We start from the raw sequence: 17,297 nt of genomic DNA on the forward strand, positions 1-17,297 counted from the left end.
AGGTCATGACGCAGTCGCCCCCGCCCGTCCCCGCCGCCCCTGTCCCGACCGAGGCCGAGCTCGCCCGGCGGATCCTCGCGCTGCCCGGCGTCACGCAGGTGCGGGCCGACGCGGAGTCGGGCGCGCCCCGGGCCAGCTGGGGCGAGCGGTTCTTCTTCGTCGGCCCCGACCGCCGCCGGCCGTTCGCCACGATCGTCGCGCACGACACACCCGGCTTCGACGAGGACTCGCGCCTCGACCGGCCGGACGTCCACCGCCTCAACGTCGAGCTGGGCCGCGCGGAGTTCCAGCGCCGGTTCGGCTACCCGCCCGCGCGCTTCCCCGACCACCGCGCCGGCATCGACTTCACCCGGCAGGACGAGGTCCTGCCCCACCCCGTCTACGGCCTGCACGGCTGGGCGTGCGTCCTGTGCCCCGGCGGCGGCCTGCTCCCGGAGGTGGACCGGCTGCTCGCCCACGCGCACGCCCGGGCGGTCGACCGGCACCGGCGGGCCGGTGGCCGCCTGGGGTCGGACGGGGGCGGAAACCTCAGCGCGCCGGGCCGGTGACCTGGGGCCCCGCTTCGAGGAAGCGCAGCATGTGGTCGCCCAGCTCCTCGGCGAGGGCGAACGGCAGCAGGTCGGTGCGGATCGTGATGCGCAGCAGGGCGTCGGCGTGGCGGGGGATCGCCTCGACGGTCAGCCCGCTCATCACCTCCCGGGCGTACGGCTCGACGACCTCCTCGGTGCGGCAGCCGGGCAGCTCCAGCGGGAGCACCAGGTTGTCCTGGTACGCGAAGCCGGGCAGGCCGGCGACGACCTCGCTGGGCAGCCCGACGGCCGGGTCCGCGGCGCTCTCCGAGAAGGGGACGTCCTGGGCGGCCATCAGCTCGTCGACGGTCTGCTGGACGTGCCGGATCAGGTCCTGCCCGGGAGCGAACCGCACCCGCACGCAGTTGGAGTTGATCCGGGTGGTGAACGCGGAGTCGAGCACCCGGCTGCCGCGCTTCGCCACGATCATGAGCAGGCCGATGTCGTCCTGGTGGTGGATGGCGCGCAGGGCGGTGGCGAAGGCGGCGACGAAGTAGCTGGAGCGGCTGAACCGGTGCTCCCGGGCCGCCTGGTCCCAGCGCTGGAGGACCTGCGGGCTGACGGTGAGGATGTGCCCGGCCTTCGGGCCCCAGGCGAGGGCCTGCTCCAGCGGCACCTTCAGCTCGCCGTCGCCCTGCCGGGGGAGGCCGTGGAGCTGGGTGCGCCAGTATGCGCGTTGGGCGGGCAGGTCGGCGGCGTCGTGGAGCCGGGTGTACTCGTCGTAGGTCTGGCGGAGGGTGGGCGCGGGGCGGTCCCATTCGGGTGCCTTGCCGGCGAGGCGGGCGGTGTAGGCGTGGGTGAGGTCGCGGACGAGGAGGGTGTGGGACCAGCCGTCGAAGGCGATGTGGTGGATGCCGATGCCGAGGAGGGTGCGGTTGGTGGAGCGGTCTCGGATGATGGCGGTGCGCCAGTTGCGGCCCTGGGTGTAGTCGAGGGGTTGTTGGACGGCGTCGGCGAGTTGGTCGAGGGCGTCCTGGGTGGTGGGGGCGTCGGTGAGCAGGAGCAGCTGGGGCATGCCGGGGTTGGGCGGGATGATCGCCACGGGTGGGTCGACGCGTCGGTAGCGGGCGTGCAGGGCCTCGTGCCGGCGGTGCAGGTCGCCGAGCGCGGCCATCAACGCCCGCAGGTTGAGCTCACCCTCCACCCACCAGGTGGTCGGGCAGACCAGCTCGAAGGGGAGCCAGACGCACTTGGCGACCGACAGCGTCAGCGGCACCGGCTTCGCCGGCCCGGAGCGCGCGACGCCCGACGGTTCCGCCTCGGCCCGGGGGCGGCGTGGCGCGGTGGCGAGCCACGCGGCGAGCGCATGCGGGGTCGGGGTGCGGCGGATCTGGGAGACGGGCACGACGGCGTCGGTGGCCTCGTCGAGGGCGGCGGCGAGGGCGGCGGACTGGAGGCTGGTCCCGCCGAGGTCGAAGAAGCTGTCGTGGACGCCGACCCGGTCGATGCCGAGGACGGTGACGAAGGCCGTGGTGACGAGCCGCTCGTCGGCGGTGGCCGGCGCGACGTAGTCGACGCCGACGTCGGGGCGCTGGGCGTCGGGGGCGGGCAGCGCGTTCCGGTTGATCTTGCCGGTGCCGCCGACGGGGAACCGGTCGAGGACCATGATGACGGCCGGGACCATGTAGGACGGCAGCACCGCCGCCGCGTGCGCGCGCAGCGCGGGCACCGATGGCGTACGTCCGTCGCGTCCGGTGACGTAGCCGATGAGTCTGGGGGTGTCGTTGTCGTCGCGGCGGGTGACGATGGCGGTGGTGACGTCGGGGTGTTGTTCGAGGGTGGTTTCGATTTCGCCGAGTTCGATGCGGATGCCGTTGATTTTGATCTGGTGGTCGATGCGGCCGAGGATTTCGAGGGCGCCGTTGGTGTTCCAGCGGGCGAGGTCGCCGGTGCGGTAGGCGAGTTGGTGGGTGTGGGGGTCGGTGACGAATCGTTGGGTGGTGAGTTCGGGGCGGTGGAGGTAGCCGTCGGCGATGCCGTGGCCGGTGATGAGGATTTCGCCTGGTGCGCCGGCGGGGACGAGGTTGAGGTGGGGGTCGACGATGTGGATCTGTCGGTTGGGCATGGGCCAGCCGATGGGTACGTAGCTGCCGGGCCAGCCGGTTGACGCGTCGTACCAGGTGCACGCCACGGCCGCCTCCGCCGGCCCGTACGCGTTGATCAGCCGGACCCCGGCGGCCAGCCAGCGCTGCGCCATCCGCGGCGGCACCGGCTCCCCGGCGAGCGTCAGGCAGGACATGCTCGGGCAGTCGGCCGGGTCGACGGCCGCCAGGTTGGTGGGCGGGCAGAACGCGTGGGTCACCTGCTCCTTGGCGATCAGGTCGGTGAGGCGGCGGGCGTCGAGCAGCTCGTCGCGGGAGCAGACGACGACGGTCGCGCCGGAGGTGAGGGCCGTGAAGATCTCGCCCAGGGCCACGTCGAACACGGGAGTGCAGCTGTGCAGCATTCTGCTGTCGGGGCCGATGGCGCATTCGTCGGCCATCCAGGCCAGGAAGTTCGTCAGCTTCTCGTGCGTCAACACCACACCCTTGGGCGTGCCCGTCGACCCCGACGTGTAGATCACGAACGCCGGCCCGTCCACGGCGACCACCGGCAGGTCCACCGGGTCGGCGGCCTCGATCTGCGGCCACTGTTCGTCCAACGCCACCACCCGCACCCCGTCCGGGCACGGCACCCGCGACGCCACCTCACCCACCGTCAACACCACCCGCGCACCATGATCGGCCAACAACACCCGCATCCGCTCCGCCGGCCATGCCACATCCATCGGCGTATACGCCGCACCCGCCCGCAACACCCCCAACGCCGCCACCAACGTCCACAAACTCCGATCCAACGCCAACGACACCACATCACCGACACCCACACCCACCGACCGCAGGAACCCCGCCACCACCGCAGACCGGCGCTCCAACTCCCCATACGTCAACACCACACCACCGGCGACACCCGCCACCGCCTCCGGCGACCGCTGCGCCCACCCCACCACCAGGTCGTGGATCGGCGCGTCCGGCACCTGTCGCACCGGACCCCGACCCCACCCCAACAACCGCTCCCGCTCCACCCCCGACACCAACCCCAACCGCGACAAGCCCCGCCCCGGCTCCTCCACCCCCGCCGCCACCAACGTCACCACCGCGTCCACGAACCCCCGCACCCACCCCGCCGAAAACTCCTCCACCGCGAAGTCCACCCGAAACCCCGAACCATCCCCGGCCACCCACACCACCAGCCCCGCGTCCACCACCTCCGGCCCCACCGCACCCACCGGCCCATCCACCACATGCAGCAGCACCCGATCCACCCGACCACCCGCCACCGGCGACACCAACGCCGCACCCACCCGACCCGTCAACTCACCGAACCCCGGATCACCAGCCACGTCCACCCGCACCACACCACCACCGGCCAACCCGAACACCACCTCCGACTGACCCGTGTACCGCGCCAACACCCCCACCAACCCCGCCACCACCACACCCGAACCCACCACACCCGAACCCGCCACACCCACCGGCCACGACACCACCTGCGACACCGAACCCGCCCGCGCCGGCCACCCCACCACCCGCCGCAGATCACCCACCAGATCGAGGGCCTCGAAGTCGGTGCCGGGGCCGGCGAGCCCCGGAGCCTGGGCCTGACCACCAACGAACCCGACGGACATGAGCAGAACCTCCGATCAGGACCGGCGTCGCCCGCAGGCGGGCCGGTTCGAAGAACCAGGAAACCGGCGTGGGCGCGGCCGTCCGCGCCCACGCACGAGAGGGGGTACGTCGATCAGCGGCCCGAATCCGGCGCGGGGCCGGCCTCGAGGAAGCGCAGCATGTGGCCGTTCAGCTCCTCGGCGAGGCGGTACGGCAAGTAGTCGGTGCGGATGGTGACGCGCAGGAGGGCGTGGTCGGCGCGGGGCAGCACCTCCACGGTGAGGCCGTTGGACACCTCCCGGGCGTACGGGTCGACGACCTCCTCGGTGCGGCAGCCGGGCAGCTCCAGCGGGAGCACCAGGTTGTCCTGGTAGACGAAGGTCGGCAGGCTCGCGACGACCTCGCTGGAGAGCCCGGCCGCGGGATCGTCGGCGGTCTCCGCGAAGGGCACGTCCTGCGCCCGCATCAGGTCGGCGATCGTCTCGTGGACCCGCAGCACGAGCTTGTCGTCCTGCGGCCCGTCGAAGCGCACCCGCACGCAGTTGAGGTTGAGCCGGGTGGTGAAGGCGGAGTCGAGCACCCGGCTGCCGCGCTTGGCGACCACCATCAGCAGGCCGATGTCGTCCTGGTGGTGGATGGCGCGCAGGGCGGTGGCGAAGGCGGCGACGAAGTAGCTGGAGCGGCTGAACCGGTGTTCCCGGGCGGCCCGGTCCCAGCGCTGCATCACCTCGGCCGGCACCGTCACCGTGTGCCCGGCCTTGGGACCCCAGGCGAGGGCCTGTTCCAGCGACACGGTCGGCCCGTCGTCGCCCTGGCGGGGGAGGCCGTGGAGCTGGGTGCGCCAGTATGCGCGTTGGGCGGGCAGGTCGGCTGCGGTGCGGAGTCGGGCGTACTCGTCGTGGATCTGGCGCAGGGTGGGTGCGGGATGGTCCCAGGTGGGTGGGTGGCCGTTGGCGCGGGCGGTGTAGGCGTGGGTGAGGTCGCGGACGAGGAGGGTGTGGGACCAGCCGTCGAAGGCGATGTGGTGGATGCCGATGCCGAGGAGGGTGCGGTTGGTGGAGCGGTCTCGGATGATGGCGGTTCGCCAGTTGCGGCCCTGGGTGTAGTCGAGGGGTTGTTGGACGGCGTCGGCGAGTTGGTCGAGGGCGTCCTGGGTGGTGGGGGCGTCGGTGAGCAGGAGCAGTTGCGGCATGCCCGGGTTCGCCGGCACCAGCGCCACCGGCGGCTCCACCCGTCGGTAGCGGGCGTGCAGGGCCTCGTGCCGGCGGTGCAGGTCGCCGAGCGCGGCCATCAACGCCCGCAGGTCGAGCTCACCCTCCACCCACCAGCTCACCGGGACCACGACCTCCGGGGGCGACATCAGGCACTTGGCCACCTGCTGCGCGAGGGGCACCGGCCCGGGCCGCTGGCGGCCGTGGCCGACGGCCGGCCCGCCGCCCGTGCGGCGCGGCGCGGTGGCGAGCCACGCGGCGAGCGCGTGCGGGGTCGGGGTGCGGTGGATCTGGGAGACGGGCACGACCACGTCGGCGGCCTCGTCGATGCCCGTGGCCACGGCGGCCGACTGGAGGGACGTGCCGCCGAGGTCGAAGAAGCTGTCGTGGACGCCGACCCGGTCGATGCCGAGGACGGTGGCGAACACGCCCGTGACGAGCCGCTCCTGTGCGGTGGCCGGTGCGGCGTAGTCGACGCCGAGGTCGGGGCGTCGGCCGTCCGGGGCGGGCAGCGCCGCCCGGTCGATCTTGCCGGTGCCGCCGACGGGGAACCGGTCGAGGACCATGATGACGGCCGGGACCATGTAGGACGGCAGGATGGCGGCGGCGTGCTCGCGCAGCGCCTCCGGCGTGGGCGTGCGTCCGTCGCGTGCGGTGACGTAGCCGATGAGTCTGGGGGTGTTGTTGTCGTCGCGGCGGGTGACGATGGCGGTGGTGACGTCGGGGTGTTGTTCGAGGGTGGTTTCGATTTCGCCGAGTTCGATGCGGATGCCGTTGATTTTGATCTGGTGGTCGATGCGGCCGAGGATTTCGAGGGCGCCGTTGGTGTTCCAGCGGGCGAGGTCGCCGGTGCGGTAGGCGAGTTGGTGGGTGTGGGGGTCGGTGACGAATCGTTGGGTGGTGAGTTCGGGGCGGTGGAGGTAGCCGTCGGCGATGCCGTGGCCGGTGATGAGGATTTCGCCTGGTGCGCCGGCGGGGACGAGGTTGAGGTGGGGGTCGACGATGTGGATCTGTCGGTTGGGCATGGGCCAGCCGATGGGTACGTAGCTGCCGGGCCAGCCGGTTGACGCGTCGTACCAGGTGCACGCCACGGCCGCCTCCGCCGGCCCGTACGCGTTCACGACCCGGGCACCCGCCGCCGACCACCGCCGGACGAGCTGTGGCGGGGCGGCCTCGCCGCCGAGGACGACGCAGCGCAGGCTGGGGCAGGCCGCCGGGTCGAGCGGGGCGACGTTCGTCGCGGGCCCGAAGGTGTGCGTCACGCCGTGCCGCCCGATGAGCCCGGTGAGCCGGCGTACGTCGAGCAGGTCGTCGCGCGAGCAGACGACGACCTGGCCACCGGAGATGAGCGTGGCGAAGACCTCCCCGAACGCGGCGTCGAAGACCGGCGCGGCCGAGTGGAGCATTCTGCTGTCGGGGCCGATGGCGCATTCGTCGGCCATCCAGGCCAGGAAGTTCGTCAGCTTCTCGTGCGTCAACACCACACCCTTGGGCGTGCCCGTCGACCCCGACGTGTAGATCACGAACGCCGGCCCGTCCACGGCGACCACCGGCAGGTCCACCGACCCGACAGCCTCGATCTGCGGCCACTGTTCGTCCAACGCCACCACCCGCACCCCGTCCGGGCACGGCACCCGCGACGCCACCTCACCCACCGTCAACACCACCCGCGCACCATGATCGGCCAACAACACCCGCATCCGCTCCGCCGGCCACGCCACATCCATCGGCGTATACGCCGCACCCGCCCGCAACACCCCCAACGCCGCCACCAACGTCCACAAACTCCGATCCAACGCCAACGACACCACATCACCGACACCCACACCCACCGACCGCAGGAACCCCGCCACCACCGCAGACCGCCGCTCCAACTCCCCATACGTCAACACCACACCACCTGCCACCCCCGCCACCGCCTCCGGCGACCGCTGCGCCCACCCCACCACCAGGTCGTGGATCGGCGCGTCCGGCACCTGTCGCACCGGACCCCGACCCCACCCCAACAACCGCTCCCGCTCCACCCCCGACACCAACGTGAGCCCCGACAACCCCCGCCCCGGCTCCTCCACCCCCGCCGCCACCAACGTCACCACCGCGTCCACGAACCCCCGCACCCACCCCGCCGAAAACTCCTCCACCGCGAAGTCCACCCGAAACCCCGAACCATCCCCGGCCACCCACACCACCAGCCCCGCGTCCACCACCTCCGGCCCCACCGCACCCACCGGCCCATCCACCACATGCAGCAGCACCCGATCCACCCGACCACCCGCCACCGGCGACACCAACACCGCACCCACCCGACCCGTCAACTCACCGAACCCCGGATCACCAGCCACGTCCACCCGCACCACACCACCACCGGCCAACCCGAACACCACCTCCGACTGACCCGTGTACCGCGCCAACACCCCCACCAACCCCGCCACCACCACACCCGAACCCACCACACCCGAACCCACCACACCCACCGGCCACGACACCACCCGCGACACCGAACCCGCCCGCGCCGGCCACCCCACCACCCGCCGCAGATCACCCACCAGGTCCAGACCCCCGGCGTCCACCGCGCCATCAGCGAACCCAACAGGCATGAGCCCAACCTCCGAGTGAATGGGGACGACCGGGAGAGGGGGACGAGGCGGCCGGTCGGCCGTGGGCGGACGTACCGCCGGGGTGCCGGGCCACCGCCGAACGACCCGCCCTCGCCATGTTCCGGTCGCGGGCGGGCCCACGATCGCCCACCTCCGTTCCCGGTCCGGTGCGGGGTGGGGGAACGACGACCCGACGGGGCCCGACGCTACGGAGCCTGGCCAAGCGGCGTACACCCCTAGAATTCGGGTGCGATCGACCCCTAGCCCGTGGTGGCGAAATGGGCCGGTCCCACTCGGCTGTCCGGCCCATCCGCGTGCTCGGAGGGCGCTGACTATGCTTCACCGATCATGATGTCGATCATGACGCAGTCGGTGACTGGTTGATCACACATCGGCTGCTGGTGCGCACCGCGCCGGCGCAGCGCTGACCACAAGCCAGCCGCTAGCTGACCGGCCCAGCCCGGATCCGTCCGGCCGGTGCGCGCGGCACGCCCGACTCTCGCGGCCGAGCGGCCTCATCAGGACCGGTACGCCATGCCTCACCCGCCACGTGCTCCGCAGCTCGCGGCCGGGGCGAACCGGGCTTCTCGCCACACCCCGAGGCCCCCCGCGGGGGGCCGGCACGTCAGGAGATCCAATGGATGGGCCTATCCAAGTACAGGCCCTGTCTCACATTCGGTGGTGACGGAGGGTGCTGTTATCCGAGGAGGATGCGGTGGCGGAGCAGGGTGAAGCTTGCTCGTCCGTGCATCTGGCGTGCGATCCGTTTGGTCTTGGTGTTGACGCCTTCGGTGGGGCCGTTGCTGTAGGGGAGCGTGAGTGCGGCGTTCACGGCGTCGCGGTCACGTTCCATTCCTCTGGTGAAGGCGTGCAGGTGAGGTAGATCGACGGCGCGGGCCTGGGTGATCCAGAGCGTGAGCTGGTCGGCGTTTCCCGGCTGAGGCGTCAGGAGTTCGGCGAAGCCCCCAACGGCGGCGGCCAGTTGGGTCATCTCGGGGCAGGCTGCGGTGAGCCGTGCCAGTAGATCCTGGTGCTCGGGTTTGAGGTTGGCGGGCCTGGTGAGGATCATCCGGGCGAGGCGGCGCGGGGAGATGTGGCTGCGGTCGGCGTCCGCGCGGCCTTGGTTGATGTACTTGTGCAGGAGGTTGAGGCAGCCGGTGAAGCCGAGGGCCTTGATCTCCTCGAAGAGGTGCTTGACGCCGACGGCGGGGTCCTCGGATCGACGTTTGCGTAGGTGTTCGCGGTAAGGGTCCACGAGGCCGGCCCGGTATTTGGGGACGCGGAGCATCCGCTCGGGCTGGTCGGCTCGTGCGTAGCGTTTGACGGTGTTCAGAGCCAGCTGCAGACGGCGGGCGCACTCCAGCAGGCCGACGCCCTGGTCGAGCAGGTCATGGACCTGATGCCAGCGTTCCAGGGTCGTCTGTGCGCGGGGCCCGTTGTAGATGGGTGCGTCCAGTACGGGGGCCCAGCAGGTGCTGTGTGCCTTTACTTCGCTGAGAGCTGCTTCGCACAAGTTGTGCCATAGGTGCCACCTGTCCGCGACCTGCACCGCGTCGGGCAGGGCACGGCGGATGGCCTCGGCGTAGGTGGCGGAGCCGTCGCGGCACACGACCTCGACGCCTGGATGCGCGCGCAGCCACGCTTCGAGGGTGTCGGCGGTGCGATCGGGTAGTACGTCGATCCGCTCATGGGTCTCGGCGTCGATCACCAAAGTGGCGTAGCGGTGCCGCCGGCGCAGAGCGAAATCGTCCACGCCGATAACCCGGGGCGTCCGCCCGGTGGGCAACGGGATGCGCAGCAGGGCGCGCAGGGCCGTGTGACGGGACAGGCCCATGGTCAGTATCGCCAGCAAACGTGCCCCTGCCCGGCCCGCTAACTCCTTGACCACGGCTTTGATCTGCCTGCTCAGACGGGCCGTGCGGCGTTGGTAACGCTCTAGCACCCCGGGAACCTGTTCGCGGAAGGTGTGGCGGCAGCCGCGCGTGGGGCACACCAGACGCCGTACCCGCACGCGGACCACCACCCGCCGCCCGTCGACCGGAACGTCGGCTACCGTCCGCCAGTGATAGCCGTGGACCCGTCCCGACGAGGCCCCGCACAGCGGGCAGACCGCGGTGTCCTGCGGCGTCCGGGCCCGAACCACGATCCGCTCACCCTCATCAGCCACATCCTCGATGACCAGCGGAGACAGCCCCGAGAACACCGTCTGCACAAGTATGTTGAGCTCATCCACGGAGGAGCAACGACACCTGCCACCCTCCGTTACCACCGAATGTGAGACAGGGCCCAAGTACAGGTGTTCGCGCACGACGGGGTGGTCCTGGCCCGGCCGCCCAGCCCGGTGGAGACCGCCGGCAGCCGCTATCTGACCAGCGCGGGCGCGGGCCTGCACAACGGGCTGGACATGGTCACCGGCCTGCACCTGACCCTGCCGCACCAGTCGGCGGTCATCTGCAGCAGCGGCGCCAGCGCCGACAAGTCGCTGCGCCTGCTCAGCCGGTGCGGCCTCAAGACGCCGAGCGACCTGCGGGAGTACCGCTCCGGCGAGCAGGCGGTGCGGCTGGCCCGGGAGGCCGCCGGCCGGGGCGAGCTGCTGGAGTTCCAGTTTCCCCCGCAGGACCCGCAGTTGCGGGCCGCGCCGGCCCGGGTCGCCCCGGACCTGCTGGCCCGCCTCAACAACAAGACGGTCCTGGAGACCCTGATCGCACCGGACTACCTGCCGCGCCGGCAGGTGGCCACCCCCGCCGAGGTGCGGCAGATCGTCCGGGCCGACCGCCGGCCGGCGGTGCTCAAGCCGGCCGGCACCGAGGTCTACAGCGGGATCGCGATCTTCACCCGGAGGTTGCAGGACCGGCTGAACCGGTCGCTGTTCCACCAGCTGGAGCAGGTGAGCGACAGGTGGATCGTCGAGGAGGAGGTTCCCTTCCGGACGGTCTGGGGCCTCCAGTTCGGCGTGACGGAGAGCGGTTCGGTCGAGTACTTCGGTGCGTCCGTGCACCTGCCGCAGCCCACCTCGACGTGGGTCGGGTGTGTGCTCGACGACGACCGACCGCCGGCCGAGCTGGTCGAAGCGCTGACGGCAGGGGTCCGAAAGGCCAGCGCCCTCGGGTACCGGGGGTACTGCTCGTTCGACGCCGGGGTCGGCCGAAACGGCGAGCTACGGGTCATCGACCCGAACTTCCGGGTCAGCGCGGCCACCACGTCGGTGTTGCACCGCAGCTCCCTGCTGAGCCAGCATCCGTGCGCCATGACCACCTTCTTCACGCTCGCGCCGGGCCTGGACGCCGAGCCGCTCCTCGCCCCGTTCATCGACCGCGGGGAACTCGTCGTGTTCATGCACTACGACCCGGCGGAGACGGACAACGGCCCGCATCCGGCGACGGTCCTCGGCATGGTGGGCGCGGCCGACCGCTACGCCTGCGGCGTGCTGATCTCCCAGGTCCAGCGGGCCCTGACCAGCTGACACCCCCGAGGCCGCACGCGTCGACCATGGAGGTGGCGGCGACTGGGGAGTCGCCTCAGCCGCCGCCACCGGGGGAGATGCGGCGCCGCGCCCGCGCCTCGAAGCTCGTGGGGCGATGCCGAGGGCCCGCGTGTACTCCGGGCGGGGTGGCCGAACACGTTCATGAGGTCGTGGGAGGCGCCCATCCCCGGCATTCCCGCGTCGGGGCGGGCAGGCACACCGTGAACGTCGCGCCGCGACCCGGCCTGCCCTGCGCGTCGATCGTGCCGTGGTGACTGGTGACCACCTCCCGCAGCAGGGCCAGCCCCAGCCCGGAACGGCGGTCGCCTGCGCCCGCACCCCGGTGGAACCGGTCGAACAGACGCCGCGCGTCGGCCTGGTCGAAGCCGTCCCCGGTGTCCGCGACGGAAAGTTCGGCGCGGCCCTCGACGGCGCGCAGGGTCACGGCGATCCGGCCTCCGGCGGGGGTGTGGGCCAGCGCGTTGGCGAGCAACTCCCCGACGACCCGGCGCAGCGCCGACTCGACGCCTGGCACCGGCAGCGGCTCGCCGGGCGCGTCCAGCGTGAGCGCGACCTGGCGCTCGACGGCGCGGTCGGCCTCGGCGGCGACCGCCGCGCCGACCAGCGCGGTGAGGTCGACCGGGGGTTTCGGTGGCTGGCCGGCGGGGGCTGCGGCGAGTTGGGCCGAGAGCAGCAGGTCGTCCACGATCTCGCCGAGGCGGCGGGTGGTGTCGACCAGTCGCTCCAGGTCGTCCGGGCTCACACCGGTGCCGCCGGCACGCGCCCGCCGGGCCAGCACCTGGGCGCGGGTGTACACCTGCGCGATCGGGGTGCGCAGCTCGTGGCTGGCGTCGGCGACGAAGCGGCGCTGGCGGGCCAGCGCCTCCACCAGCGGCGCGACGGCCCGGCGGCTGACGAGCAGGCCGGCCAGCGCGGCGGCGAGCACTCCGACGGCCGCCGCGAGGCTGAACGCGAGCAGCAGGTGCCGGCGGTCGGCCAACTGGAAACGCGCGTCGAACACCGCCTGCACGACCCGGTCGCTCCGGGCGGCGGTGCGGACGTGGTAGACCGTCCCGTCGCGGGTGACGGTGGTGGTCTCGGCGGTCCGGGTCGCCGCCACGGTCTCCAGCGCGTCGTGCAGCGGGAAGCCGGGCGGCGGCGGGTCGAGTCCGGTGTCCACGGTCGTGCCGTCGTACTCGAAGATCCAGCTACAGGCGGGCGGGCCGCCGATCGTGCCGTGCCGCGTGCCCCATTCGAGTTCGCGCTGGATCTGGGCCTCCTGGCGGCGGACCAGCGACTCGTAGGAGATGCCGCCGCCGAGGACCAGCAGGGCCCCGAAGACCAGGCCGACCAGCACGGCGATGCGCAGCCGGGCCTGCCGGACGACAGCCCGCTCGGCCCGGTCCACCTACAGCCTGCCCAGGCGGTAGCCGAGTCCGTGCAACGTGCGGACCACCGGGCGGCCGAGCTTGCGCCGCAGGTAGTAGACGTAGGTGTCCACGATCGACGCGGCGGTGGCCTCGGGGAAGACCTGTCGGCGCAGCTCACCCCGCGAATGCACGGTGCTCGGCCGGGCCGCCAGCACCCGCAGCAGCTCGAACTCGCGGGTGGACAGCGCCACCCGGGTGCCGTCGGCCAGCACCGCCTGGCGCAATGCCAGGTCGAGCCGCCCGCCGCCGACGCGCAGCACCTCGGTGCACCCGGAGGCGCGCCGGCACAGCGCCCGGATCCGCGCGCTCAGCTCGTCCAGGTCGAACGGCTTGACCAGGTAGTCGTCGGCGCCCGCGTCCAGCCCGGCGATCCGGTCGTCGACCGTGGCGAGCGCGGTGAGGATCAGCGTCCGCGCCGGCACGGCCCGCGAGCGCAGCCGGGCGACCAGGTCGAGCCCGTCGAGCGCCGGCAGCAGCCGGTCGATGACCATCACGTCGTACGGGCGGGTCAGCCCGAGATGCAGGCCGCGCTGGCCGTCCGGGGCGCGGTCGACGACGTAGCCCTCGTTGACCAGCGTCTCGGTGAGCAACTCCGTCAGATCCGCGTCATCCTCGACCAGCAGCAGCCGGTTCGGTTCTCCCCCGTGCATCCCTCAACAATTCATAGGCGTCCGTCGATAAATCCGTGAATATTGTCTCCTCAACTACTGCCAACCCGCCAGGGCCTGCGTGGGTGCAGTGGTGACCGTCCTAGCCTCCCGCCGCTCGATCCAGCTCAGCAGCGGCGTCGTCATCAGCGTCGTGACCAGCGCGACCAGCACCAGCACCGTGAACAGCGACCCGTTCACGATGCCCGCCTCCAGCCCGACGTTGAGCGCGATGAGCTGCATCAGGCCCCGGGCGTTCATCAGCGCGCCGACCCGCAGCGCCACCCCCTGCGGCTCGCCGCGGATCCGGGCCGCCGCCCAGCAGGCGCCGAACTTGCCGACGACGGCCGCCGTCACGCAGGCCAGCGCGAACAGCAGTACCGGCGGGCTGCCGAGCAGCCCGAACTCCGTGCGCAGGCCCGAGTAGGTGAAGAACAACGGCAGGAACACCGTCGCGGCGACCGGGGTCAGGGTGTCCACCACCCGGTCGGTGTTGGCGGTGCGGGGCATGACCACGCCGACCGCGAACGCCCCGAACACCGCGTACAGCCCGATCTCGTCGGTGTACCAGGCCACCAGGAAGAGCAGAACGACCATGCCGAGCAGCCGGGCCCGGTCGTCGAGGCCCCGGGCGGTCATCAGCGCGGCGGTCGTACGGCGGCCGGCGAGCCAGAGCACCAGCCCGAAGAGGACCGCGCCCCCGGCGGTGACGATTGCCGGGCCGGACCGGCCGGAGGCGAAGGCCAGCACCACGGCGAGCATGATCCAGGCGACCATGTCGTCGATCGCGCCGCTGGCCAGGGAGAGGGTGCCGTGCCGGGTGGCCGCCTGGCCGCGTTCGGTGATGATCCGGGCCAGCATCGGGAAGGCGGTGATGGCCAGCGCGACGCCGACGAACGCCGCCGAGACCCCGAGCGAGGTCCCCTCGGCCCGGATCGGCACGGCCCTGGAGGTCGCCAGGACCAGCAGGACGCCCAGTACGAGCGGCGTGGCGACCCCGGCCAGCGACACCGCGCCGGCCGTGCCGGCGAGGCCGGTGACGCGGTGCGCGCCGAAGGCGTACCCGGCCTGGAACATGAACAGCACCAGCCCGACCTGGCCGACCACGTAGAGGACGGGGAGCAGGGGAACCGGGAACAGGGCGTCCTGCACGTCCGGCAGGAGCAGCCCGAGCAGCGAGGGGCCGAGCAGCACCCCGGCGAGCATCTCGCTGACCACGGCGGGCTGGCCCGCCCTGCCGAGCAGCCAGGCCACCCCCTTGCAGAAGAGCAGGATCACCGCGACCGCGATGAAGAACCGCGGTGCCAGCTCCGTGGGGGTCATCGGACCGCCTCCTCGAAGTAGTTGCCGCACAGGCGCTGTCGACGGGCGTCGACGACCATCCAGGTGCCGAGCACCAGTTGCCGGACGCTGCGGCCCACGTCGGCCCAGCGGTCCCGCCACCGCATCGCGCCCAGCCGCAGCCGGCCCGGCCCGGGGAGCCCGGCCGGCGTCAGGTACGCCGGGCCCCGGCTGGGCAGCGGCCGGGTGTGCGCGACCGAGGACGCCAGGGCGTACCGGCGCAGCACCTCGCGGGTCGCGGCGCGCAGCATCACCGGCGCGACCCCACGCGCCGGGCAGGCCCGGTTCGCGGTGATCCCGTACGGGATGAGGTGGGCGTCGCGGCGTGTGAGGGTCAGCCACCGCTGCGGGTCGAACCGGTCGTCGGCGGCGGCACCGGCGCGCTGGAACGCCAGGTAGTTGAACAGCAGCACCGACCCGGCGGGCAGCGACACCCCGGGCAGGGTGATCGGCGCGGACGTGATCCGGTGCGCCACCCCGAACAGCGGATACAGCCGCAGCGTCTCGTCGACCACCCGGTCCAGCGCCGCGTCGTCGTCGAGGCCCCGCTGCGCGTCGGGGTGGGTGGCGAGGGCCAGCAGCACGTGCGCCATCGCCTCGGACATCTGCACGACGGCCGTGGTGCAGAAGGCCCCGTGGAGATACCAGGCCGTCTCCTGGGCGGTGAACGGCGGCGGCAGCGTCACCGGGCAGGTCCCCGCGTCGACGCGCCCCCGCAGGTACCGGGTCAGCCGGTCGCGCCGGTCCATGTGCCGCAGGCTCGTGCACTTCAGCGAACTGGACACGTCGTCGGCGTTGGCGACGATCAGCGCCCGCGCGTCGGGCGGGCACACCCCGCCGAAGACCAGCTCGTGGAAGACCTCGGCCCACACCGGCACCATCAGGTCGCGCAGCCGCACGTGGCTGGTCCGGCCGGACGGCAGCTCGTCCAGCACCCGCCGGGTGGCGGCGGTCGCCAGTTCGTCGGCGCGCTGCGGGCGCACCGCGAGCACCCGCCGGGTCGTGGCCGCCACCGTGCGGTAGCGCTCGCCGGGCTCCAGGTGCTCCTGGTGCATGTGCGGCCCGGGGGACAGCCAGTACCAGAACAGGTCCGACAGCCCGGCCCCCCGGCTGCGCCCGTCGGCCGCCGGGTCCGCGTACACCCGCATGAAGTGTTCGACGCCGACGGTGGGGCCGGGCACCGGGATGCCCTTCGCGCCGTTGACCCGGGCGAAGACCCACTCCCGCAGCCGCACCACCGCCGGGGGCAGCCAGCGCGGCAGGGTCCAGCCCGCGCCGAGCGCGACGAGGGCGACCGCGACGACCGGGGCGCTCATGCCCCCACCACCGGGGCGACGGGGCCGCAGCCGGCGACGAGGTCCGGGCCGAGGTCGGCCGGTCGGGCCGCGCCGGCCAGGGCCAGTGCCCGGTCCAGGTCGGCGCGCAGCAGCTCCAGCACGTGCCGCACCCCGGCCGCCCCGCCCACGGCCAGCCCCCACAGCACCGGCCGCCCCACCAGCACGGCGGTCGCACCGAGCGCCAGCGCCACCAGCACGTCCGTGCCCCGCCGGACGCCGCCGTCGACCAGCACCGGCAGCCGCCCCCCGACGGCCGCGACGATCCCGGGCAACGCGTCCAGGGTGGCCAGCGCGCCGTCGAGCTGCCGGCCGCCGTGGTTGGAGACCAGCAGGCCGTCGACGCCGTGCGCGACGGCCAGCCGGGCGTCGGCCGGGTGCAGCACCCCCTTGAGCAGGATCGGCAGCGACGTGATGCCGCGCAGCCACGCGATCCGCTCCCAGCCCAGCCCGGCGTCCATCTCGATGCTGCGCACCCGACCGTCCGTGTCGCGCATGTTCTCGCAGGCCAGCCCGGGTGGCAGGTCGACGAAGCCGTGCCGCAGGTCGCGCTCGCGCCGGCCGAACACGGGCGAGTCGACCGTGACGACCAGGGCCCGGCAGCCGGCGGCCTCGGCCCGTCGCACCACGGCGGCGGTGAACTCCAGGTCCGGCTGCGGGTAGAGCTGGAACCACAGCCGCCCGCCCGCCGCGGCGATCTCCTCGACTCCCCGGGTGGCCGCCATGCTGACCACCATCACCGTGCCGGCCTCGGCGGCGGCCCGCGCGGTGGCCACCTCGCCGTCGGGGTGTGCCAGCCGGTGGAACGCGGTCGGCGCGACCAGCACCGGCATCGAGACCGGCTCGCCGAGCAGACAGATGCGCAGGTCGCGCCCGCCCGTGCCGCGCAGGACCCGGGGCACGACCCACCGCCGCGTGTACGCCGCCTCGTTGGCCCGGACCGTGCGTTCCCCGCCGGCCCCGCCGGCGAAGAAGTCCCAGTGCGCCGGCTCCAGCCGACGTCGCGCCTCGGCCGCCACGTCGGCCAGGTTCAACCCGGCCCCGTCCAGCGTGAGCAT

At 72.8% G+C, this 17,297-nt stretch carries 10 protein-coding genes; 2 read left to right on the forward strand and 8 right to left on the reverse strand.

All coding sequences use genetic code 11. The features are described from left to right. Positions 1 to 5: 5 nt before the first annotated feature. A complete protein-coding gene (locus O7633_RS01110) occupies positions 6 to 548 on the forward strand; it encodes a DUF6194 family protein (protein ID WP_282325458.1) in 543 nt (180 codons plus the stop codon). Here the strand turns inward: O7633_RS01110 and O7633_RS01115 are convergent. The 3 genes from O7633_RS01115 to O7633_RS01125 all read right to left on the reverse strand — a co-directional run bounded on the left by O7633_RS01115 (position 529) and on the right by O7633_RS01125 (position 10,227). Beyond that, complete coding sequence (locus O7633_RS01115) at positions 529 to 4,236, reverse strand: amino acid adenylation domain-containing protein (protein WP_282325459.1); 3,708 nt, start codon at positions 4,234 to 4,236, stop codon at positions 529 to 531. The two genes, O7633_RS01110 and O7633_RS01115, sit on opposite strands and share 20 nt — an antisense overlap. A gap of 113 nt (positions 4,237 to 4,349) precedes the next feature. After that, a complete protein-coding gene (locus tag O7633_RS01120) occupies positions 4,350 to 8,024 on the reverse strand; it encodes a non-ribosomal peptide synthetase (RefSeq protein ID WP_282325460.1) in 3,675 nt (1,224 codons plus the stop codon). Between the two features lie 697 nt (positions 8,025 to 8,721). Beyond that, positions 8,722 to 10,227, reverse strand: coding sequence for an ISL3 family transposase (locus O7633_RS01125; RefSeq protein WP_282328710.1), 1,506 nt, complete (start codon positions 10,225 to 10,227; stop codon positions 8,722 to 8,724). A 93-nt stretch (positions 10,228 to 10,320) separates the two neighbouring features. On the opposite strand from O7633_RS01125, the gene O7633_RS01130 reads away from it, so the two are divergent. Further along, complete coding sequence (locus O7633_RS01130; protein ID WP_282325461.1) at positions 10,321 to 11,487, forward strand: ATP-grasp domain-containing protein; 1,167 nt, start codon at positions 10,321 to 10,323, stop codon at positions 11,485 to 11,487. A 160-nt stretch (positions 11,488 to 11,647) separates the two neighbouring features. On the opposite strand, the gene O7633_RS01135 is transcribed toward O7633_RS01130, so the two are convergent. From O7633_RS01135 to O7633_RS01155, 5 genes are read right to left on the reverse strand one after another with little or no spacing between them, the layout of a single operon-like run. Further along, entirely contained in the window at positions 11,648 to 12,895 is a 1,248-nt protein-coding gene (locus O7633_RS01135; RefSeq protein ID WP_282325462.1) for a HAMP domain-containing sensor histidine kinase, read from the reverse strand. Beyond that, positions 12,896 to 13,567, reverse strand: a complete 672-nt coding sequence (locus O7633_RS01140) for a response regulator transcription factor (RefSeq protein WP_278134694.1) — start codon at positions 13,565 to 13,567, stop codon at positions 12,896 to 12,898. A gap of 54 nt (positions 13,568 to 13,621) precedes the next feature. Further along, positions 13,622 to 14,887 carry a cation:proton antiporter gene (locus tag O7633_RS01145; protein ID WP_282325464.1) on the reverse strand — a complete coding sequence of 422 codons (1,266 nt, stop codon included), beginning with the start codon at positions 14,885 to 14,887 and terminating at the stop codon, positions 13,622 to 13,624. Further along, positions 14,884 to 16,221: a cytochrome P450 gene (locus O7633_RS01150; protein ID WP_282325465.1), complete on the reverse strand. Its 1,338-nt coding sequence runs from the start codon at positions 16,219 to 16,221 to the stop codon at positions 14,884 to 14,886. The genes O7633_RS01145 and O7633_RS01150 overlap by 4 nt, the downstream gene beginning before the upstream one ends. Next, positions 16,218 to 17,297, reverse strand: coding sequence for an alpha-hydroxy acid oxidase (locus O7633_RS01155; RefSeq protein ID WP_282325467.1), 1,080 nt, complete (start codon positions 17,295 to 17,297; stop codon positions 16,218 to 16,220). Before O7633_RS01155 ends, O7633_RS01150 begins: the two co-directional genes overlap by 4 nt.

Origin of the sequence: Micromonospora sp. WMMD712, assembly GCF_029581295.1 — a bacterium.
Classification (GTDB): Bacteria; Actinomycetota; Actinomycetes; order Mycobacteriales; family Micromonosporaceae; genus Micromonospora; species Micromonospora carbonacea.

What these genes read in the sequence shown, in the direction of transcription:
- O7633_RS01110 (WP_282325458.1), top strand. Translation starts at nt 6, where the DNA reads ATGACGCAGTCGCCCCCGCCCGTCCCCGCCGCCCCTGTCCCGACCGAG.
- O7633_RS01155 (WP_282325467.1), bottom strand. Translation starts at nt 17,297, where the DNA reads ATGCTCACGCTGGACGGGGCCGGGTTGAACCTGGCCGACGTGGCGGCC.
- O7633_RS01115 (WP_282325459.1), bottom strand. Translation starts at nt 4,236, where the DNA reads ATGTCCGTCGGGTTCGTTGGTGGTCAGGCCCAGGCTCCGGGGCTCGCC.
- O7633_RS01140 (WP_278134694.1), bottom strand. Translation starts at nt 13,567, where the DNA reads ATGCACGGGGGAGAACCGAACCGGCTGCTGCTGGTCGAGGATGACGCG.
- O7633_RS01145 (WP_282325464.1), bottom strand. Translation starts at nt 14,887, where the DNA reads ATGACCCCCACGGAGCTGGCACCGCGGTTCTTCATCGCGGTCGCGGTG.
- O7633_RS01150 (WP_282325465.1), bottom strand. Translation starts at nt 16,221, where the DNA reads ATGAGCGCCCCGGTCGTCGCGGTCGCCCTCGTCGCGCTCGGCGCGGGC.
- O7633_RS01120 (WP_282325460.1), bottom strand. Translation starts at nt 8,024, where the DNA reads ATGCCTGTTGGGTTCGCTGATGGCGCGGTGGACGCCGGGGGTCTGGAC.